The organism is Micromonospora maris AB-18-032, assembly GCF_000204155.1.
GTDB lineage: Bacteria > Actinomycetota > Actinomycetes > Mycobacteriales > Micromonosporaceae > Micromonospora > Micromonospora gifhornensis.
In genome coordinates, this window is the sequence record NC_015434.1 from 347793 (window position 1) to 368033 (window position 20241).

The window sequence follows — 20241 nt, forward strand, 5'->3', positions numbered from 1 at the left end:
CTCGCGGCGAGAGCGAGGAGAGGACCATCAGCGACCACGACGCGGATCTGCTGCGTGCCCTGCATGACGAACATGCCGACGCGCTGTACGCGCACGCGTTGCGCCTGGTGAACGGCGACCGGCAACGCGCCGAGGACCTGGTGCAGGAGACGCTGCTCCGGGCCTGGCGCCATCCGGAGTCGCTGGACCCGCGACGCGGCTCGGTACGGGCCTGGCTGTTCACCACCGCGCGGAACCTGGCCATCGACGCCTGGCGACGCCGCTCCACCCGGGTCGGTGAGATCTACACCGACGAGCTGCCCGAACCGCCCGAGGTCGTCGACGAGACGGAACGTGCCGTCGAGGCGTGGACGGTCGCCGAGGCGTTGAACCGGCTCAGCCCGTCGCACCGCGACGTGCTTGTCGAGTGCTTCTACCAGGGGCGCTCGGTCTCCGAGGCGGCATCCCGGCTGGGCGTCCCGCCGGGGACGGTGAAATCCCGAACCCATTACGCGCTGCGGTCACTACGGTTGGTCCTTGCCGAGATGGGGGTGACTGGATGAGCCGCTGCGACTTCGCGTACGACGATGGCGCGTACGTGCTGGGTGCCCTGTCTCCCGCGGACCGTGCCGCCTACGAACGCCATCTGGTCGACTGCCCGGCCTGCCAGCAGTCCATCTCCGAGATCGCCGTGCTGCCCGGCCTGCTCGGCCGGCTGGATCCGACCAGCCTGGAGCAGTTCCTGCCGCCGCCGGAGAACCCCCGGGTGCCCGAGCTGCTCAGCGCCGCGCGGGAACGTCGCCGCCGCGAACGGCAGGCCAACCGGCTGCGGTACGCGGTGATCGGGCTGGCGGCTGCCGCGCTCGCCCTGGTCGTCGGCTTCGGTACAGCCACCATGCTGCCCGGACAGGAGCCGAACGCGCCGCTGGCCCAGGTGCGGATGGTGCAGATGCGGCCGGTGGCGGGTTCCGTGCCGCTGCACGCCGAGATCGGGCTCACCGGCACGAACTGGGGCACCGAGGTCACCATGACCTGCGGGTACGACGAGCGGTCCGGTTACGGCAAGGCGAACGCGTTCCGGCTGGTGGCGCATGCCGCCGACGGCTCGCAGGAGCAGATCGGCTCCTGGCTGGCCGCGCCCGGCGACGATCTGCGGATCAGTGGCGCGACCCGGTTCACCAACGCCGAACTGGTCCGGTTGGAACTGGTCCGGGCCGACGGCACCGTCGTGCTGGCCTACGACGTGCCCTGAGCACTGATCAGCGGACAGCGGCCGGAGACACGGTGACCGGCGGCTGGCGGCGGGTCCGCCGGGCCTGGCGCAGCCCGTCCGCAGTGAAGACGATCAGGGCGAGCCAGACCAGGGCGAAGCCGGCCAGCCGGGCCGGGGGCATCGGCTCGTGGAAGATCAGGACCCCGCAGCCGAGCTGGAGGATCGGGGCAACGTACTGGAGCATGCCCAGGGAGCTCAGCGGGAGCCGGTTGGCGGCCCCGGCGAAGAGCAGCAGCGGGATGGCGGTCAGCGCGCCGGCGATGACCAGCAGCAGGGTGTGTCCCGTCGACACCTGCCCGAACGCCATCTCGCCGGTGGCCGCGAGCCAGCCGAGGTAGCCGAGGGCGGGCAACGCCAGCACTGCCGACTCGACGAACAGACCCTCCGCGGCCGGCAGCCCGAGCTGCTTCTTCACCAGGCTGTACCCGCCGAAGGTGAGCGCCAGGATCAGCGCGATGTAGGGCAGTTGGCCGTAGTCGACGGTGAGTACGGCCACCGCGAGCCCGCCGATGCCCAACGCGCACCACTGGGCCGGACGCAGCCGTTCCCGCAGCACCGCCACCCCGAGCAGGACCACCACCAGCGGGTTGATGAAGTAGCCGAGGGCGGTCTCCACCACCCGGTCGGAGTTGACCCCGTAGATGTAGGTGAACCAGTTCAACCCGATCAGCACGGCGGCCGCGGCGATCCCCGCCAGGGCGCGCGGCCGGCGCAGCAGGGCCCGCAGGAATCCGATGTTGCGCATCGCGCCGAGCAGCAGTGCGACGAACGCCACGGACCAGACCACCCGGTGGGCGAGGATCTCCAGCGGGCCGGCCGGACGCAGCAGCTTGAAGTAGAGGGGAAAGAACCCCCACATCAGGTAGGCGGCGAACCCGTAGAGATATCCGAGGCGGAGCGGCGTCACGGCTCGGTAAGGGCCTAACCGGCCGACTGATCCTTGCCGGTGAGCGGGCTCACTGCCGAGTCGTGACGACGGTCCCACTCCATCCAGCGCTCGCCGTCGACAGTGGTGAAGCCGAGCTTCTGATAGAGCCCGTGCGCGTCGAAGGTGGCCAGCAACATCCGGCGTACGCCCAGGGTGGCGAGATGGTCGCGGACCGCGCCCGCCAGCCAGCTGCCGAGGCCGCGACCTCGCTCGGCCCGGTCGACGTACACGTCGCACAGGTAGCCGAAGGTGGTCCGATCAGTGATCACCCGGGCCACGGCGACCTGGCGGCCGTCGACCGGCCGGTAGACGCCGTACCCGATCGAGCCGGCGAACGCCCGGGTCACCGTCTCCTGGTCCCGCCCGATCGCCCAGTAGGCGTCCGTGCTGAGCCAGTGGTGCACCCGGTCCAGGTCCAGCCGGTCCGGATCGGTGCTGATCGTGAAGCCGTCGTCGCGGGTCAGCGTGAACACCCCTGCGACGGTAGTCCGTACCGCGGTGCAGTCCGGTAGCCAGATCCCGCAATCTGGTCTGCCCAGCCGGACAGGTACCGCTCGTCCGGTGAGCGGCACCTGTCCGGCTGGTCGGTTCGGCGTTGGTGGCCGGTGCGGGGTGGGGGTCAGTCGCGGTCGAGGACGGCGCCGAGGATCCAGGTGACGACGCCGACGAAGAGCGCACCCAGGACGGCGGCCGGCCAGAAGCCGTCCACCTCGAAGGGCAGCCCGACCTGGTCGGCGATCCAGCCGGTCAGCAGGAAGAGCAGACCGTTGACCACCAGCGCGATCAGGCCGAGAGTCAGCAGGTAGAAGCCGCAGCCCACGGTCTTGATGATCGGCTGGAGGACCCCGTTCACCACGCCGAAGATGACCGCCACGAGGACCAGCGTCAGCACCGTTTCGCCGGCCGACGCGGTGTCCAGAGAGATGCCGGGAATGACCAGGGTGGCGAGCCAGAAGGCCACCGCCGTGGCGCCGACCCGGATCAGTAGACCTTTCAGAAAACCCATGGCGGGCATGGTGTCACGGCCGGGCGATGGGCGGTACCCGCTCAGGCGTCGAGTCGCGGGACGGGCGGCCGACCACTTGCGCCTCCAACGCGGTGCCGGCGAGCACCGCCCAGCGCAGGGCACGACGGTTCACCACGGCCACCATGTCGTGCCGGATCCGGGTCAGCCAGTCGGCGGAGTCACCGAGCCCCAGCGCGGCACCGGCGATCCCCGCCTCCGTACGACTCAACGGCTGGAGCACCGCCAGGTCGGACCGGCCGAGCGCGTCCGCGTCGGCGGGCGTCAACTCGTCCCGGACCAGCAGCGTGGTCTGCCAGGCCGCACCCGGCCGGGGACCGCCGGTGGGCGGCGGCGCGTCCAGAACCACAAGCACCGGAGACAGCGGCGTGCCCGGACCGGTCTCGACCTGCCGGCCGGGCGGGAGCAGCGGAATCGGCTCGCCCGGAGTGCCGACACCGCGTACGAACGGCTGCCAGAGCTGTGGACGGGTGGTCTGGACGACGACACGGCAGCCCAGCGCCATCGCCCGCATGGTCACCAGTTGGGCGGCCCGCACCCCGCCGACGATCATCACGCGGGTGCTCTCCGGCCGGAACAGTCGGACGGTGACCGGGCTGCCGTGCCGGTTCGCGCCCACCACCAGGCCGGCTGAGCCGTACGGCAGCTCCAGCCCCGTGCCCTCGCCGGTCGCGGACGGGACCGGCGGGGCCAGCGGCAGGGTGTCGGCGAAGCCCGGCAGGTGCGCTCCGTCGAGTCGCTGCACCAGCCCACCGGCCGCCGTCACCAGCGCGCGCAGCGCCCTCGCCGCAGCGGACAGCTCGGCGGGCGTCGACGCGCCGATCCGTACGGTCAGGCCGGTGGTCGCCGTCGCATCGGCGTGCAGCGACACCGTCACCGCGGTCGCCGGCAGCTGCAACAGCCGCGACACCAGGTGGCGTGCGGCCTCCGGGGCGGGCCACCGGCGGAGCCGGAACGTGGTCTGCAGCAGCCCACCCGACCGCACGGCCTGCCAGGACTCCCGGACGGGCTGCCCGTCGTGGTGAGCGAGCTCGGCGAAGACGCGCAGCGCCGCCGGCTCACCCAGCGGCCGTACCGTCAGCGGCCGGGCGCGTCGGACGATCCGGCGTACGGCGCTGGCGAGGGTGCTTCGAAACGCCTGCTCCGACCAGCCTTCGGCGCGCGTCACCCGGACGGCCAGCACCGCTCGTTCCCAGCCCGCCACCCGGCCCTGGGTCAGCTGGCGGTACGAGGTGGCCGCCGGGCCGCCACCGGCCCCCGTCACCGGCGTCGCGGACAGCACGAGCTGGACGCGTACCGGCGGACCATCGCCCGGGTCGGCCGGCAGCAGCGAGGCGGGCGAGGGCAGCTGCTGACCGCCGTCACCGAGCAGGTCGGCCCGGTCGCCGAGCTCCAGCAGCGCCACCACACCGCCGGGGTCCTCCAGCAGCACGGCCGATGACCCGGCCAGTTCGACCGGATGGCGGACGGTGTCCGGAGCCACCAGGTCGAGCAGCGCCGCCGGTCCGCCGTCCGGGGTGACCGTGCGCCGCCGGGTGGCGTAGCCCAGACCGATGCTCAACCACTCGTACAGCCACCGCCGACGGACCCGGCACCAGGCGAGGAACAGCAACGCCCCGGCCAGCGCGGCGGCGGCCAGCATCGCGGGCAGACCCCGGCCCAGGGCCGCGACGGGTGCCGCCAGCGCCACCTGGGTGGCGACGATCTGTCCGGCTCGGGGCCGGTGATCTCGCCAGCGGTCGCCGGGCCCGGTCGACACGGTCGCGGGCGTGACCCGCTGCTCGGACGCGGGTGATCCGCCGGGCGATGGGTGCCCAGGCGCGACCGGGACGCCCGTCATCGCCACCGCACCCTCCTCGGCCGGTCACCCGCCGCGACCTGACTGCCGCCCATCGTAGTGAGCTGGGTGGATCCGCGTTGTCCACAGGGGAACGGGACGGGGTAGCACAACAGCGACGGTGCCGCTACCGTCAGCGACGAGACTTCAATGGTCCGATCTCACGGCACACAGCCCCTCCGGTGCCCGTGGGTGTGCGTTTGCAGGGCCAGCCACGAGCCAGCAGACAAAGGAGACGTCGGGGTGTCCCAGACCCAGGCACAGGCCGCGGTGATGCAGCAGACCGCGGCGAAGTTCGAGCAGGCGGACCAGTCGTTGCAGTCGATGCTCAGCGGGCTGCTGACTCAGCTGGAGGTTCTTCAGCAGGCCTGGCGCGGAGCCGGCGGCCGCTCGTTCGAGCAGGTCAAACAGCAGTGGTCGCAGGATCAGGCGGCGCTGCAGCGGGCGTTGCGCGAGACCGCAGGGGCGATCCGCACCGCCGGCGTGCACTACGACGCGTCGGACGCCGAGGCGGCCAGCCGGGTGTCCGCCACCAACCGCGGCGGCATCCAGCTGCCGCTCTAGACCACCTTCAGGGGGAATCCGATGGAGCACGGTGTGCTGGTCGTCAACTTCGCCGCGCTGCAACAGGCCAGCGCGGACATCCAGCGGGCGTTGAACACGCTCGACTCGCAGCTGGGGCAACTGGAACGCGACGCCGCCCCGCTGGTGGCCAGCTGGTCCGGTGAGGCCCAGCAGGCGTACGAGCAGCGGCAGGCCCGGTGGCGCAACGCCTCGCAGGACCTCCAGGCGATGTTGCGTGACATCAAGCTCGCGGTGGACGAGTCCGCGACCGACTACCTCGACACCGAGAAGAAGAACGTCGGCCTGTTCCGGTGACCGCAAGGCGACGCCGCCCGGACTCCGGGCGGCGTCGCCTATGCACGTGCCGTTGTCCCTCGGCCGAGCGTGACCCCTCAGCCCGGGCGGGCGTCTCTGCTCAGCTTGGGTCGGCGGGACGCCAGCGACGGCGGACACCTCGGGGCACGATCAGGGCCACCAGCACGATGCAGACCACCACCAGCCCACCGACGGTGGCCAACAGGGCGGCCCGCTGCCGTGCGTCCGCCCGCCGGTTCTGCTGGGCGACCAGCGCCGGGTCGGGGCGGTCGTCGGCCAGGGCGATGACCGGGGCGGAGCGGGCCACCGCGCCGCCGGCGGTCTCGGTGATGGCCCGATACGGATTCAACACACCCGCGCCGTACCCGTTGCCGGGCGCCGGGTCGGCGGTGGCCAGGAGCCGCCCGGCCACCTCCTCGGCGCTCAACTCGGGGTGGTACTCGCGCAGCAGGGCCGCCGTGGCGGCCACGAACGGGGTGGCGTAGCTGGTCCCTTCGGCCCGATGATGGCCCTGCCCGGGAGCGGCCATCAGCACGTCCGACCCGGGTGCCACCAGATCCACATAGGAGCCGACCTGCGAGAAGTCGGCCCGTACGCCGTCCGCGCCGATCGCGCCGACGCCGAGCACCCCCTCGTACGCGGCGGGGTACGGGCGCGGATCACCGTTGCCGTGCAGGTTGCCCACGGCGGCGACCACGACCACGTCCCGTGCGAGCGCGTAGTCGACCGCGTCGCGTACCGCCGCGTGGTCGGCGTACAGGACGACGGAGAGGTTCACCACGTCGGCGTGGTGGTCGACCGCCCAGCGGATGGCGCGGGCGAAGTCGTCCGGGGCGACCGTGCGACCGGTGCCCTGACCGTCCACGACCTGCTGCTCGCTGACCCGCACCGGCAGGATCCGGGCAGCGGGTGCCAGGCCGCGCAGGCCACTGCCGTCGTGGGGTACGGCGGCGATGATGCTCGCCACCCCGGTGCCGTGGCCGACGCAGTCCCGCGTGCCGTCGCCGCCGGGATCGAGCAGGTCAGTGCCGCCGAGTACGCGGCCGGCGAGCTGCGGGTGACGTCGGTCCACCCCCGAGTCGACCACCGCCACGGTCACCCCGGCTCCGGTCGCCAACGGGTGCAGCCGCTCCGGCGCGTACCGCTGCTGTGGCCAGGGAACCGCGGACACCGAGCGGGCCGGCGCGGGCGGTGTTGCGCAGTTCGGCGCCCTGCCCGCCGCGACCGCCGACGCGAGCGCCACGGTGACCGCTGTCGGGTCCGTCACCATGGCAGGTGCGGCGGTCATGGAAACGGCCAGCAGAGCGGCCGCCATACCCGGAAAAGAGGGACGCGGACCGTACCGGGACATCGACAGCCTCCGTATCGTGTCGACACCGGAACGGGATGTTAGCGCGTCGGGCGATACCGGACCGGATCCCGGCCAGCCTTGTCATTGTGATCTTGGTGTGACCTTGTAGGTTGTAACCGACACCTATGGCCTGGGCCCGGGAGGAGGGGGTGGCCGTGACCGACTGGGAGCCGGCCACCGAGGCGGAAGCCGCACTGCGAGACGCGCTACGCAGCAGTGACCAGCAGCTTTACTTCCGCATCCTGTCCAGCATCGAGCTGCTCCTGCCGATTGCCGTGTCGGCCGTCGCCGGGTCCACGCCGGTGGGCTGGGGCACCTGGACCACCGGCGGCCGTACCCACGTGCTGGCGTTCACCTCCGTCGAGGCGATGCGGGCGTGTCTGGGCGAGCACGGCGGGTCCGCCCGACGCACCGGCTACGCCGAGTTGGCCACCGGCTGGCCCAACCACGAGTGGTGGCTGGCCGTGAATCCCGGGCTGCCCATCGAGGGTTACCTGCCCGCCTGGTACGTCACCCAACTGTCCCGTGGTGACGTCCGCCTGCCCGGCCGTACCGTCGGTGCCCGAGCCAGGCTGGAGCGGGTCGAGGCGCTGAGCCGCCTCCGCGAATCCGACCCGGGCGCGGCGAATCCGCCCGCGACCGTCGCACCGCCACCCCCGGCCCCGCCGCGCCCACCGATGCCCTCCCGGGGCGTCCCCACACCGTTCCAACTCCCGGAGGTTCCCGTCGCCGCACCGGGCACGGGACCCGGGGCAACCGGCCAACCGGCCGGCGGCCAGGCAGCGGGCTATCCGGGCAGCGGCCACGTCGGGCCGCCCGGCGCAGAACAACGGCCCGGGTACGCCGGCAACCGGCCACGCTCGCTGGGCACCGAGCGCTCGGGTCTCGGCGGTGGCACGCGTACGGATTTCGCCGCCGGCGCGCGGCCGGATGGCACCCTGCCGCCACGCCAGCCCATGCCGGCGCGCGGGGAGGCGTCCGGCCATCCGGGTCACAGCCGGCCGGTCATCGCGGAGCCGCCCGCAGCTTCGACAAACGGTCAGCCCGCAGACGCCGGCACCGAGCAGACGACCCGGCGGTCCTTCTTCGAGCCGGCGTCCAGCCGAGCGGCGTCCCGAACCGAGCGGGCCACCCCGCCTTCCCGATTCGCCCGGAGCGGGCAGCCGTTTCCCCGCCGAGGCGCGGCCCCCGAGCCGGCGACCGACGGCAACACCCGAGCCTTCGACTTCAGCCAGGATGCTCAGGCTGGCAGCGTGCCCCGGCCCGAGTCGAACGGTGAGGCGACGCAGCCCCTGCGGCCGTCCGCCGGCCTGTCGCAGGATCCGACCCAGCGTCTGCGGTTCACCCCGCCGGCTGACCTGACCGGCCCGACACAGGGCGACCCGACCGCCGCGGACGCCACCCAGGCCCTGCCTCGCCGGCAGTCGACGGAACTTGACGAGGGGACGTCCCCGTCGGTGGCGGAACCGGTCTCCAGTCCGCCGGCACCGCGGCGCGGGTTCACGCCGATCGTCATCGAGGGCACCATCATCGAGGCCCGCGACCTGACGACGCCGCCGGACCCCGACGTCGACCGAGACGCACCGCCCTACGCCTCAGCAGCCGGAACCACGGCGACCGGTACGCCCGCAGCTGCTCCCGCCGACACCGAGTCGACAGCGCCGATCTTCCCGCCGCAGGCCGAGCCGACGACGACGCTGTTCCCTGCGCAGGCCGAGCCGACGAGGGTGTTCCCGGCGCAGGCGGAGCAGACGGTGTCGCTGTCTCCGGATCAGGCGGAGCCGACGACGCTGTTCCCGGCGCAGGCGGAGCAGACGGTGTCGCTGTCTCTGGATCAGGCCGAGCCGACGACGGTGTTCCCGGCTCAGACGGAGCCGACGACCACGCTGTTTCCGGCGCAGGCGGAGCAGACGGCGGCGGTACCGACGGTGGCGGATGAGGTGACCGCCCCGGTTCCCGCGCCGGCGCCGGCGACCGGGTCCTCGCTGTTCGACCCGTCACCGTCGCGTACGGCCGCCGACGACCCGAGCGCCGTCGAGCCGGGCTTCGAGGAGGCTGCGGCGACGACGCAGCGGATGGCCGCCCCCGATGCGGCCGTGTCGTCGTCACCCGTCGATCCCGCCCCGGAGCCGACCGCACCGACGGCGGCCGGGTTCGAGCCCGCCAACGAGGTGGAGGAGAACCTGCTCGCCGCTGCGGGGGCCGCGAACACCGACACGTTCCTGTCGACGCTGCTGCTGGCGTGGGTGCTCATGCCGGTCGCCGCCGACTCCGCCCCGGGCAGCCGCCCCGGCGACCCGGGGTACGTCTGGCCGACCGTGGACCTGGACGATCAGACGTTCGTGGTGGTCTACACCTCGTCGCAGCGACTCGCCGACCACGCCGACCCGACAGCCAAGACGATCAAGGTCCGCTTCGTCCAGCTGATTCGCTCCTGGCCCGACCTGTCGTGGTCGTTCGCGGTCAACCCCGGCACCCCGGTCGGCGCGAAGCTGCCCGGCGAGCAGATCGTCGGGCTGGCCAACTGGGCAGCGGAGCTGGGGCTCGGCGACGAGAACGAGCCGGAACCGAGCGTCGACAAGCCCGCGTCGACAAGCAGTCCACAGAAGACGACGTCCGCGGCCGACCCGACCCGCCCGATCGTGATGCAGAAGGCGATCGCACCCAGTCAACTGGGCTACTACCTGGAACGCGGCTACGACCGGGTCTCCGGCTTCGTGCACCGGGCCACCGAACTGGCCCACCTCACCACGCCGGCACAGCTCTACCGCGCGCTCGGGCTCAACCATCCGGAGTCGCCGTTCGCGCCGGACGCCGAGGAGATCTACGTGTTGCGGTGGCCGGCGCACCGGCCGAGCCTCTACCGCATTCCCTACGGTGGGCAGAACGAAGCCGCGATGCGGGCCATGGAAGGCTGGGTCATCGAACGCGCCCCGTTCCGGGGCAACGGCTTCGCGCCGGGGGAGAGCAGTGAGGTGCTTGCCGAGTTCAAGGTGGACAGCGTCCGGCTGCCACACGGCGCACAGCTGCTCCGTCTCGGTGCGGACGGCACCGAGCGGCTGGTCGCGGTCTTCGACGCCGACACGCTCGGCTGGCGTGAGGTCGGTGAGCAGTGACCCGCGACGGTTACGTGGCCCGCTGGCGCGGCCGGGAGTACCAGGCCAGCCCGGACGGCGGCGACGTGCGGCTGTACCAGGCGGAGCCGGGCGACAGCTTCGTCGAGGTGCGGCCCGGCCGGTACGTCCGGGTGGTGCCGGCCACCGAGGTCGAGGAACTGGCGTACGTGCGTACGACGTGCACCTGGAAGGGGCAGCCGTTCATCGTGCTCGGTGAGCACGATGGTTGGTTGCGGGTCGAGTACACGGGTGGGCGCTGGCCGGTGGCGCAGGCGATGCGGCTGGAGGCCTTCGACTTCGGCGTCTATCAGGGATGGGCGCCCGTCGGAGAGGTCACCGACCTGCGTGAGCAGCGGGTCTGATCACGACTTCGCCCAGCGCAGGATCTCGCCCAGCACCAGCTCGGTGGCCTCCAGGTGTGGGAAGTGGCCGACCTGGTCCAGCAGCCGCCACTCGTACGGCCCGCTGACGTAACGGCCCGAACCCTGGGCGGTACGCGGCAACGAGGCCACATCCAGCGCGCCGTGCAGGTGCAGGGTAGGTGCGACAAGCGGTCGCTGCATCAGCTTGACGAACCGGTAGCCGTGCAGCCGCAGCACCGACCGGAACGCCCAGCGATAGCCCTCCAGCGCGCAGAACGCCGCCTGCGGGATCCGCATGGCCTGCCGGTAGCGCCGCGCGTAGTCGGCGAAGTCCGGGCCGGCGACCCAGCGGGGCCCACCCCAGCGGCGCAGGATCTCCTCCACCGCCCGGCCCTCGTCGCGGGTGAGGACATGTTCGTAGCGGGGCAGCTGGAACTTCAGCGTGGGGGTGGACGCGGCGAACTGTCCACGAGGATCGGCGAAGATGGCTGCCCGTAACCGCAGCGGGTGTGGCGCACCGAGCACCACCAGCCGGCGTACCAGTGCGGGATGGAACGACGCCACGGTCCAGGCCACCATGCCGCCGGCACCGGTGCCGACCACTGTCGCCGAGCGTTCACCAAGCGCCCGGATCATCCCGGCGACGTCGGCGGCGAGGGTGTATCCGTCGTACCCCCGGGGTGGTTTGTCGCTGGCGCCGTAGCCGCGCAGGTCGACGGCGACCGCGCGGAAACCGGCGTCGGCGATCTCGGGGAGCATCCGGTGCCAGGCCCACCAGTGCTCGGGGAAGCCGTGCAGGAAGAGCACCATCGGCCCGGTGCCCGCCTCGACGACGTGGAACCGGCTGCCGTTCGCGCCGACGAACCGGTGCGTCCACGGCCCTTCGGTGAGGACGCAGGACTCGTCAACGGCATCGCCGCGCTGCTCGGTCATGACGACAGCCTATGACCCCGCCGCCGGTGGCCCGGTCCGGCGGCGTCGGCGATGTGAGGTGGGCCGAGGAGCGCTGGGACACCGGCGATGCCCCGGGCAGGTCACCTGCCCGGGGCATCGTGGTGTCGCGTCGGTGGTTCAGGAGAAGCGGACCTTGGTGTTGAGGCCCTTCTGCTCCAGCACCTGGATCTTGGTGCCGGTGGCCGGGAGCTTCACACCGTGGTTCGGCAACTCGGGGAACCAGTACTGCTTGGTGTCGTCGAACAGCGGCTGCGCCGCCTGACCGCGGATGTACTGCGGCTGGCTGTTGAGGTGCAGCGTGAACGAGTCCGCCTTCTTCAGGCTGAACGGCGCGTCGTAGACCTGGATCCGGGCCCGCCACGGCTGGCCGGTCAGGTTGTAGATCGGCCGGGGCCGGGAGTCGATGATCAGGTTCCGGCCCTCACCCGGGTGCGCGAACGTGTCGTTGTCCGCCCACCGGGTGTTCCAGTACGAGATCAGCAGACCCTCCTGGTACGCGTAGTGGTCCACGTAGTCCGGCTTGGTGTTGGCGTACCCGAAGAAGTACGGGCCGGTCTTGAGGTACTTGTCGTACGAGATGTACTGCCGCGTGCCCGCGATGTAGTAGTTCGCGAACTTGCGGGTGTAGCTCTCCTCGACCACCTCGAAACCACCGGCCAGCGTCCAACCGGCTCCGCCGTCCTCGGCACCGTCGGTGAAGACTGTCGCCCCGTCGGCGGTCAGCGTGACCGCGTCGCCGAAGAAGCCGCCCTCGGAGACCGCACCGTCGGTCTGGTACCGCAGCCGGAAGCCGACCTGGTTGCCGACGACCCCGTCCAGCGGGATCGTGACGTCCACCCACTCGTCGTCGGAGCTGCCGTCCAGCGCGAAGCGGCCGGGGGAGATCTCCTTGAGCGGCTGGCCGTCGGCGGTGCCGGGCTGCGGCGTCCAGGTCTGACCACCGTCGATCGAGGTCTCGAAGAACAGGTAGTCGTACTCCGCCTCGATGCTGTAGCGGCCCTTCATGGACAACGTCGCCGACGACTTGCCGGTCAGGTCGAACGTCCGGGTCATGGTGCTGTTCAGGTCGTCCGCGTTGCCCGAGAAGAACTGCTTGCTGCCCTCGAACGGCGCACCGTTGTCGAAGGTGTACTCCCGCTCGGGCAGCACCACCACGGCGGCCTGGGCCTCCTTGGTGTTGTACTCCTGCGGGCCGAGCACCAGGGTGCGCTTCTGGCCGGCGACGATCACCTCGTAGTCGAGCCAGCCGAGCTGGAGCTTGTTCCAGGCGCCCAGGTCACCGCCGCGCTCACCGATGCCACCGTCGTTCTTGGCACCGAGGCGGCTCTGCGCCATCAACGTCCAGTGCTCGTTGTTGTTGTCGCCGCCGCTGATGACGTTGTAGTCGTCCGGCAGGCCCAGGTCGTGGGCGTACTCGTGGTAGAAGACGCTGCGACCGCCGTTCTCCGGCTGGATCGTGTAGTCGCCGATCCAGATGCCGGTGTCGCCGATCTGGGTGCCGCCGGCCGGGAAGTTCGGCGGGCCGGTACGTCCCTGGTCGGAGGCGTACGCGTACCAGCGGTGGCTCCAGATGGCGTCCTCGCCGTAGATCGGGTCACCGTCGGCCATGTCGCCACCGGCGTGCACGATCTGGAAGTGGTCGATGTAGCCGTCGGGCTCGTTGAAGTCGCCGTCACCGTCGTGGTCGTAACGGTCCCACTGGTCCATCGCCCGGACGTCGGCGGCGATCTGCGCGTCGGTGCGGCCGGCGGCCTTCTGGTCGGCCACCCACTGGTTGGCGGCGTCGCGCACCAGGGCCCAGACGTTGGAGCAGACGATCGAGTCGCACGGGTAGCCGTTGGAGCGGCCGTACCGGGCCTGGTTGTAGTTGACCTTGACCCAGTTGCTGACCACGCCGTCGACGCTGTAGCGACCCGAGGACTGCGCCTCGTAGTACTGCTTCACGGATTCGTCGCCCGGCGCGGTGCCGAAGTAGAGCTTCCTGAAGTGGTCGGCGTCGTAGTTCGGCTGCCAGACGGTCGAGTTGTCGACCCGCCGGTCCGGCTGCGGGATCTCGTTGTGCATCGGCCCGTCGAACCGGATCGGACCCGGAACGTCGGGGTCGGTGTCCTGATCGGGGTAGTTCGGGTGCCGCTCGTCACCGAACTCGGCCAGGATGACGAAGATCTGGTCGGTCTTCTCCCGGGAGAGCTCGACGTACTGCTTCTCGGTCGGGCCCTTGCCGCCCTTGGGGGTCTTGGCGTTACGGCCGGCCTTGCCACCACGGACGGCCCGGTCGCCGACCTTGGCCACCGTGCTGCCGTTGATCCGCTCCGTCTTGACACGGCCCGAGAGCACCTCGCTCAGGCCTTCCTGACGCAGTGCGCGACGCTTCTCTTCCAGCGGGTTCGGCAGGTCGTGTTCGGCGTGGGCGGGCTCGGCGATCGACGGCGCGGCCGTCGGCGGCTCCGCGATCGGCGCGGCGGCGGCCGAAGCTCCGACCGTCAGCCCTGTCGCCGTCATCGAAAGCCCGAGCAGACCCACTGCGACTTTCCGCACGTGGTACCTCCGGATTGAGGGAACCGGCCCATCGGGGGTTGCAAGCCGGTGAGATCGGCCCCTACGGATATGGGGCCACTGGTGAACTTAGGCACTAGTGGGGCCCCTGGGAAGGGGTAGCCATCGATTTTATGGCAGTGAATTGCTTACCGGCCTTTTCACTGTCACAACCCGTGCCGGCGGCCACCCGCCATCCCGCAGGTCCGCCAGACACATCGACGGGTGGCGGTCCGCGTCGGACCACCACCCGTCGAGAGGTACGCCTGCCTGTCAGTCCTCGTCCGACTTGCCGCCACCCATGCCGGAGGCGATCAACTCCATCACCGAGGAGTCCTGCAACGTGGTCACGTCACCAAGCGACCGGTTCTCCGCCACGTCCCGCAGCAGCCGACGCATGATCTTGCCCGACCGGGTCTTCGGCAACTCCGGCACCAGCATGATCTGCCGGGGCTTGGCGATCGGCCCCAGCGTCTTCGCCACGTGGTTACGCAGGTCCGCGATGAGCTGCTCACCCGCCTCACCGGAGATGTCGGTGCTGCCGCGCGGGATGGCGAACGCGACGATCGCCTGACCGGCGGTCGGATCGGTGGCACCCACCACCGCCGCCTCGGCCACCGACGGGTGCGAGACAAGCGCCGACTCGACCTCCGTGGTGGAGATGTTGTGCCCCGACACGAGCATCACGTCGTCCACCCGACCGAGCAGCCAGACGTGCCCGTCGTCGTCCTTCTTCGCCCCGTCACCGGCGAAGTAGATCCACTCGTCGCCACCGGTGCCGCTCGCACCCGCACCGAACCGCGACCAGTACGTCTCGATGAACCGGTTGTCGTCACCCCAGATGGTGCGCAGCATCGACGGCCACGGCTCCCGCAACACCAGGTAGCCGCCACCACCGTTGGGCACCGACTGGCCCTGGTCGTCGACCACGTCGGCGCTGATGCCGGGCAGCGGGGTCATCGCCGAACCCGGCTTGGCGGCGGTCACCCCCGGCAGCGGCGAGATCATGATGCTGCCGGTCTCGGTCTGCCACCAGGTGTCCACGATCGGCAGCTCGCCCCGCCCGACGTGCTGCCTGTACCACATCCACGCCTCGGGGTTGATCGGCTCACCGACGCTGCCGAGCAGCCGGAGCGTGGAGAGGCTGTACTCGGCGGGGATGTCGTCGCCCCACTTCATCATGGTGCGGATCAGCGTCGGCGCGGTGTAGAGGATGGTCACCCCGTACCGGTCGACGATCTCCCAGAACCGGCCCTTGTGCGGGGTGTCCGGGGTGCCCTCGTACATCACCTGGGTCGCGCCGTTGGAGAGCGGACCGTACACGATGTAGGAGTGGCCGGTCACCCAGCCGATGTCCGCGGTGCACCAGTAGACGTCGGTCTCCGGCTTCAGATCGAAAACCGCGTGCGAGGTGTACGACGTCTGGGTCAGGTAGCCACCGGTGGTGTGCAGGATGCCCTTCGGGCGGGCCGTCGTGCCGCTGGTGTAGAGGATGAACAGCGGGTGCTCGGCGTCGAACGCCTCAGCGGTGTGCTCGGTCGACGCCTGCTCCACCGTTTCGTGCCACCAGTGATCCCGCTGCGACCAGTCGACCGACTCGCCGGTCCGGCGGACCACAAGCACGTGCTCCACCGACGGGCAGTTCGCCACCGCCTCGTCGACGGTCGGCTTGAGCGCGGACGGCTTGCCCCGCCGGTAGCCGCCGTCGGCGGTGATGACGACCTTGGCGGAGGCGTCCTGGATCCGGTTGGTCAGCGACTCGGCGGAGAACCCGCCGAACACCACGCTGTGCGTGGCACCGATCCGGGCGCAGGCGAGCATCGCGACCGCCGCCTCCGGGACCATCGGCATGTAGATCGCCACCCGGTCACCGGCGACCACCCCGAGATCGGTGAGCGCGTTCGCCGCCTGGCAGGTCATCCGGTGCAGGTCGGCGTAGGTGATGGTGCGGGTGTCGCCCGGCTCGCCCTCCCAGTGGATGGCCACCTTGTCGCCCCGACCAGCCTCGACATGCCGGTCGAGACAGTTGTACGCCACGTTCAGCTGCCCGCCGACGAACCACTTGGCGAACGGCGGATTCGACCAGTCCAGCACCTGGTCCCACTGCCGCGCCCAGGCCAGCCGCCCCGCCTGGCGCTCCCAGAAGGCCAGCCGGTCGGCCTCGGCCTCGGCGTACGCCTCAGCGGTGACGTTGGCGTCGGCGGCGAGTTCCGCCGGCGGCGGGAACTGGCGCGTCTCGTTCAGCAGATTGGCCAACGCCTCGCTCATGCCAGCACTCCGCTTCGTTCCGTGCCGTCATGAGGCAACCCGGCGCTGTATTGATGATCCACTCGCTGCCGCTCGCTCATGCGGTGCTCCTCGTCGTCGGGGTGACCTGCGCCTCTCCGGGGCAGGTTAGCCGGGGCTGCCGACCATCGCGACGGAACCCACCCGCCTGCGTCGCCCAGTGGACCCTCTCGCGCGCCGAGGTGCACAACGCTCTCGATGAACGCCGCCGGTCCTCCCGGCGGCGGGTTGCCGCAGACAACCGCCCGGAGTCGGTCCACGACGCGCGGTGTCGGTCGGGGCGCGCCGCGCCGTGTCGGTCCGGGCACGGCGCGCGGTGGGTCCGGGCACGGCGCGCGGTCGGTCCGGGCACGGCGCGCGGGTGGTGCCCGTCGCGTTGCCGGTGACTGGGGCACGGGCCGACCAGCGGGCTCGATAGCGTGACGAGGTGACGACCGACCCGCTCGCACCGCTGCTCGCGCTCGCCGACGTCGCCGACGCCGTCGAGCAGGCCCGGATCCGCTTCGACACCGCGCTCGGTCACCGGGCGCTGCGCCGGCACGGCGGTCAGGTCGCCGCCGAAGTGAGCCTGCGATCCGCGGTCGCCAGCGCCGCCCTGGAGGGCCGGGTCCACGAGCGCGAGGCGGTCCGGGCCGGCACGGTGACCGACCCGGTGCTGCAGGGCGCGCTGCGGGTCGCCGGGGCACTTCCCGGGCTCAGCGACCGCTGGCCCAGAGCACCCCGGCAGGTGCTGGCGAAACTGCACGTGCTCGCCAGCCGGGACGTGGTCGGCGCGGCCGAACTGGGCCGCCCGGTCGAGGATCCGGTGGTCTCCGCCCGGCTGGACGCCCTGGTAGGGCTCGTCGCCGGTGGCACGAAGGTCCCACCGCTGGTGCTGGCCGCCGTCGTACACGGGGAACTGCTCAACCTGCGTCCGTTCGCCGGCCCGTCCGGCGTGGTGGCCCGCGGTGCCGCCCGCCTGGTGCTGCTCTCCAGCGGATTCGATCCGCGTGGCCTGCTCGCGATCGACGTCGGCCACCGCGAGCGCGAACCGGAGTACGTCGGCGCGGCCGGCGCCTTTGCTACCGGCACCCCCGACGGCCTACGGTCCTGGCTGCGGCACTACATGGCCGCCGTCGAGGTGGGCGCCGACCAGTTGACCGAGATCGGCGACGAGGTCCTGGCCGCGAGCTGAACTTGGTAGCGGGCCCGGTGCGGCGGGCCGGACTGGCGGCGCGGGCCGTTGGCGTGGGCCTGAATACCGGCGTGGACCGGACTGGCGGCCTGAGCCGGGCTGTTGGCGTGGGCCGGGCTGTTGGCGCGGACCGGCGACGGGCTCAGGCCGGAGTGGTCGAGGCGCGGGTGCGCCGGTGGCGGCCGTACCAGGCGATACCGATCGCCACCCCGACACCCACCCCGATCGCGGCCGCGGCCACCGGCACCGCCGGCCGCTCCCGCAGCCGGCGACCCAGCGGAATCGGGTGCCGGAACTCCAGCACCGGCCAGGCGTTCTCGACGGCCAGCCTGCGCAACTGCCGATCCGGATTGACCACGGTCGGGTGGCCCACACACTCCAACAACGGCCGATCACTGTACGAGTCGGAGTAGGCGTACGAGTCGTCCAGGTCGTACCCGCGCTCGGCGGCGAGCTCGCGCACCGCCTCCACCTTGCTGGGCCCGGCCGCATAGAACTCGACCTCGCCGCTGTACCGCCCGTCCACCACCGCCATCCGGGTGGCGATCACGTCGGTGACCCCGAGCAGCACCCCGATCGGGCGCACCATCTCCTCACCGGAGGCGGAGACCAGCACGACGTCCCGACCGGCTGCCTGGTGCTCCTCGATCAGGGCGGCAGCCTCGGCGTACACATAAGGGTTGATCAGCTCGTGCAGCGTCTCGGCGACGATCTGACGGACCTGCTCCACCTGCCAGCCCTTACAGAGCGCGGCAAGGTAGTCGCGGGTACGGGCCATGGTCTGCTCGTCGGTGCCGCCCAGCCGGAACATCAGCTGCGCGTACGCCGACTTGACGACATCACGCCGAGTGATCAGGCCATCCCGGTAGAACGGCCGACCGAACGCCAAGGCGCTCGACTTGGCAATGACGGTCTTGTCGAGATCGAAGAAAGCGGCACTTCGGCCCACGGCGCGAAAGTCTAGCCCGATGGTCTATGGTCGGCGGGTGCCCGGGGGCCGAATGCCCCTCGGACCTGCGGGGCAGCCCCCACCATGCTTGCAGACGGTGATCGCGGTCACACTCTGCGAACAGGATTTCGCAGGGAGTGGAGGCTACACCACTCGACGTACACAGGTTCACTCAGGCAGACTTGTCCACAAGGCGAGTATTCATATCGCGTACGACCGGCAGACTCTCGGCGGTTGCACCCCCCGTGACCGCTGAGCAGGTTCGGCTCGACCCCCCCGGAGCCGAACCTCCGACGACCCCCGTCTCCCCCCGACGGGGGTCGTCCCTTTGGCAGGTAAGCGCTGCACCGCAGGTCACAGCTCGTCTCCGAGATTGTCAGCGCCCGCATCTGACGGCGTTTCGCCAAGCAGAGGCAGCAGAGAAGCAGCAGAGGAATCGAAGGCGGCTAGGACGCCCTCCACCGCTCCGGACGGGTCGCGCCCAGCCGCCCGTCGAGGCAGGCGGCCGTACCGCCGATTTACGCGTCGACGAGGTGGCTCAGGTCGATGCTGGTGCCGTCGCGATCGCGACGATCGTGAAGGACCGGGCAGCTGGACGGTCGGCTGTCTCCATGGTCTTCCTGACATGCCGCGCTTTCCCGAGCGGGAAGGCCTTCCCGGTCAGCGGATCACGGCGCGGGCGGGGTTGGCGGTGGGCTCGAAGCAGGCCAGTGACCTGCCTCGGCGGTCGGTCACCACCCACGGATGCCCGACGTAGGTGTGCTGCTGGTACGACTCGGACGGCTCAAGTACCGCGTACTGCCGCCTGTGGCCGTGGTGGTCCAGCCAGTACACGATCACCGACCGTGACCTGTGGTTGACGAACTCGATGCTGGTTTCCTGGCCACCGCTCACCGAGCGCAGATCCCGCTCCCGCCAGGGTGGCAACGGTGTCAGTTCTCGCGGTTCGGCTGGTCGGGGGCTCGGGGTCGGTCGTACCGTCCGGCTTGGTGACGCGCTGGGCGCGGCGGGGCTGGTGGTGCGGGTGGCGGCCGGGCTGGTTCTGGTAGCCGCCGCCGACGATGGTGATCGGGTGGGTGACGACACCTGGCTGGGTGCGATCGGGCGGGTGGAGGAGACACCACCCACGGACGACGAGGCCTGCGGGGCGGAGGGTGTCAGGGTGCCGGGGGGTGGCCACGGCAGGTCGGGAGCATGAGGCCAGCCGAAGCGGCCGGGCGGAGTCGGTGGTTCGGCGACCGGTGGCGGCGGGGTGGTCGGCCAGAGCGCGGTCAGCAGGAGGCCGAGCACGGCGGTACCCACACCCGCCAGGATGAGGCGGTGGGAGCGGCGGTCGGTGGGGTGCGGTGTCGGATCGATCGGTACGACCATCGGCTCGGATGGGGATGCCGACGGCTGGTGGCCGGAGAGGTCCGGGGGCGTCGACAGCGCCGGCCCGGCCGGTGTCGCCGAGCTGGCGAGGCGTGTCGGCGGCATGGTGTCCGAGTCGGGATCGGGCAGCCACGGACCGATCCGAAGACGCGGCTGCCTGCGTGCGTGGTCGTGATCTTGCGGCTGAGTCATGACCCCGATCCGGCGAGGATTGCCGTCTCGC

General features: G+C 71.3%; 17 protein-coding genes. 7 read left to right on the forward strand and 10 right to left on the reverse strand.

Going from position 1 to position 20241, the window contains the following annotated elements:
* Nucleotides 1-47 precede the first annotated feature (47 nt).
* A complete protein-coding gene (locus tag VAB18032_RS01695; RefSeq protein ID WP_232510732.1) occupies nucleotides 48-542 on the forward strand; it encodes a sigma-70 family RNA polymerase sigma factor in 495 nt (164 codons plus the stop codon).
* The gene (locus VAB18032_RS01700; RefSeq protein WP_013731037.1) at nucleotides 539-1231 is read left to right on the forward strand and encodes an anti-sigma factor family protein; all 693 of its coding nucleotides are present in this window, start codon (nucleotides 539-541) and stop codon (nucleotides 1229-1231) included. The genes VAB18032_RS01695 and VAB18032_RS01700 overlap by 4 nt, the downstream gene beginning before the upstream one ends.
* A 7-nt stretch (nucleotides 1232-1238) precedes the next feature.
* Here VAB18032_RS01700 and rarD read toward each other — a convergent pair whose 3' ends face one another.
* From rarD to eccE, 4 genes are all read right to left on the reverse strand, one after another.
* Nucleotides 1239-2159 (reverse strand): EamA family transporter RarD, encoded by a 921-nt coding sequence (gene rarD / locus VAB18032_RS01705; RefSeq protein ID WP_013731038.1) that lies wholly within the window; start codon nucleotides 2157-2159, stop codon nucleotides 1239-1241.
* Nucleotides 2160-2173: 14 nt separating this feature from the next.
* The gene (locus tag VAB18032_RS01710; protein ID WP_013731039.1) at nucleotides 2174-2653 is read right to left on the reverse strand and encodes a GNAT family N-acetyltransferase; all 480 of its coding nucleotides are present in this window, start codon (nucleotides 2651-2653) and stop codon (nucleotides 2174-2176) included.
* A gap of 146 nt (nucleotides 2654-2799) precedes the next feature.
* Nucleotides 2800-3186, reverse strand: coding sequence for a phage holin family protein (locus VAB18032_RS01715; RefSeq protein ID WP_043719382.1), 387 nt, complete (start codon nucleotides 3184-3186; stop codon nucleotides 2800-2802).
* A 13-nt stretch (nucleotides 3187-3199) separates the two neighbouring features.
* Complete coding sequence (gene eccE, locus VAB18032_RS01720; protein WP_013731041.1) at nucleotides 3200-4963, reverse strand: type VII secretion protein EccE; 1764 nt, start codon at nucleotides 4961-4963, stop codon at nucleotides 3200-3202.
* A 321-nt stretch (nucleotides 4964-5284) separates the two neighbouring features.
* On the opposite strand from eccE, the gene VAB18032_RS01725 reads away from it, so the two are divergent.
* Both VAB18032_RS01725 and VAB18032_RS01730 read left to right on the forward strand, forming a co-directional pair.
* Complete coding sequence (locus VAB18032_RS01725) at nucleotides 5285-5605, forward strand: WXG100 family type VII secretion target (protein ID WP_013731042.1); 321 nt, start codon at nucleotides 5285-5287, stop codon at nucleotides 5603-5605.
* 21 nt (nucleotides 5606-5626) lie between these two features.
* Entirely contained in the window at nucleotides 5627-5920 is a 294-nt protein-coding gene (locus VAB18032_RS01730) for a WXG100 family type VII secretion target (RefSeq protein ID WP_013731043.1), read from the forward strand.
* Between the two features lie 100 nt (nucleotides 5921-6020).
* On the opposite strand, the gene mycP is transcribed toward VAB18032_RS01730, so the two are convergent.
* The gene (gene mycP, locus VAB18032_RS01735; protein WP_232510733.1) at nucleotides 6021-7208 is read right to left on the reverse strand and encodes a type VII secretion-associated serine protease mycosin; all 1188 of its coding nucleotides are present in this window, start codon (nucleotides 7206-7208) and stop codon (nucleotides 6021-6023) included.
* 218 nt (nucleotides 7209-7426) lie between these two features.
* Here mycP and VAB18032_RS30350 point away from each other — a divergent pair, with 218 nt between their 5' ends.
* Nucleotides 7427-10387, forward strand: a complete 2961-nt coding sequence (locus VAB18032_RS30350; RefSeq protein ID WP_086011309.1) for an SseB family protein — start codon at nucleotides 7427-7429, stop codon at nucleotides 10385-10387.
* Nucleotides 10384-10749 (forward strand): hypothetical protein, encoded by a 366-nt coding sequence (locus VAB18032_RS01745; protein ID WP_013731046.1) that lies wholly within the window; start codon nucleotides 10384-10386, stop codon nucleotides 10747-10749. Before VAB18032_RS30350 ends, VAB18032_RS01745 begins: the two co-directional genes overlap by 4 nt.
* Here VAB18032_RS01745 and VAB18032_RS01750 read toward each other — a convergent pair whose 3' ends face one another.
* From VAB18032_RS01750 to acs, 3 genes are all read right to left on the reverse strand, one after another.
* Complete coding sequence (locus tag VAB18032_RS01750; RefSeq protein WP_013731047.1) at nucleotides 10750-11682, reverse strand: alpha/beta fold hydrolase; 933 nt, start codon at nucleotides 11680-11682, stop codon at nucleotides 10750-10752.
* Between the two features lie 138 nt (nucleotides 11683-11820).
* Complete coding sequence (locus VAB18032_RS01755; RefSeq protein WP_013731048.1) at nucleotides 11821-14226, reverse strand: immune inhibitor A domain-containing protein; 2406 nt, start codon at nucleotides 14224-14226, stop codon at nucleotides 11821-11823.
* Nucleotides 14227-14511: 285 nt separating this feature from the next.
* Entirely contained in the window at nucleotides 14512-16506 is a 1995-nt protein-coding gene (gene acs, locus VAB18032_RS01760; RefSeq protein ID WP_013731049.1) for an acetate--CoA ligase, read from the reverse strand.
* 445 nt (nucleotides 16507-16951) lie between these two features.
* Between acs and VAB18032_RS01765 the strand changes: the two genes are divergently transcribed.
* A complete protein-coding gene (locus VAB18032_RS01765) occupies nucleotides 16952-17698 on the forward strand; it encodes a Fic family protein (protein ID WP_013731050.1) in 747 nt (248 codons plus the stop codon).
* 142 nt (nucleotides 17699-17840) lie between these two features.
* On the opposite strand, the gene VAB18032_RS01770 is transcribed toward VAB18032_RS01765, so the two are convergent.
* Together VAB18032_RS01770 and VAB18032_RS32675 are read right to left on the reverse strand one after the other, a co-directional pair.
* Complete coding sequence (locus VAB18032_RS01770; RefSeq protein WP_013731051.1) at nucleotides 17841-18647, reverse strand: HAD family hydrolase; 807 nt, start codon at nucleotides 18645-18647, stop codon at nucleotides 17841-17843.
* A gap of 660 nt (nucleotides 18648-19307) precedes the next feature.
* On the reverse strand, nucleotides 19308-20018 hold the full coding sequence (locus VAB18032_RS32675) for a VHL beta domain-containing protein (protein WP_232510646.1): 711 nt from the start codon (nucleotides 20016-20018) through the stop codon (nucleotides 19308-19310).
* Nucleotides 20019-20241: the final 223 nt, after the last annotated feature.

Coding starts and splice junctions, on each gene's coding strand:
- VAB18032_RS01700 (WP_013731037.1), top strand. CDS start 539: ATGAGCCGCTGCGACTTCGCGTACGACGATGGCGCGTACGTGCTGGGT.
- VAB18032_RS01715 (WP_043719382.1), bottom strand. CDS start 3,186: ATGGGTTTTCTGAAAGGTCTACTGATCCGGGTCGGCGCCACGGCGGTG.
- VAB18032_RS01730 (WP_013731043.1), top strand. CDS start 5,627: ATGGAGCACGGTGTGCTGGTCGTCAACTTCGCCGCGCTGCAACAGGCC.
- mycP (WP_232510733.1), bottom strand. CDS start 7,208: ATGACCGCCGCACCTGCCATGGTGACGGACCCGACAGCGGTCACCGTG.
- VAB18032_RS01750 (WP_013731047.1), bottom strand. CDS start 11,682: ATGACCGAGCAGCGCGGCGATGCCGTTGACGAGTCCTGCGTCCTCACC.
- acs (WP_013731049.1), bottom strand. CDS start 16,506: ATGAGCGAGGCGTTGGCCAATCTGCTGAACGAGACGCGCCAGTTCCCG.
- VAB18032_RS32675 (WP_232510646.1), bottom strand. CDS start 20,018: ATGGTCGTACCGATCGATCCGACACCGCACCCCACCGACCGCCGCTCC.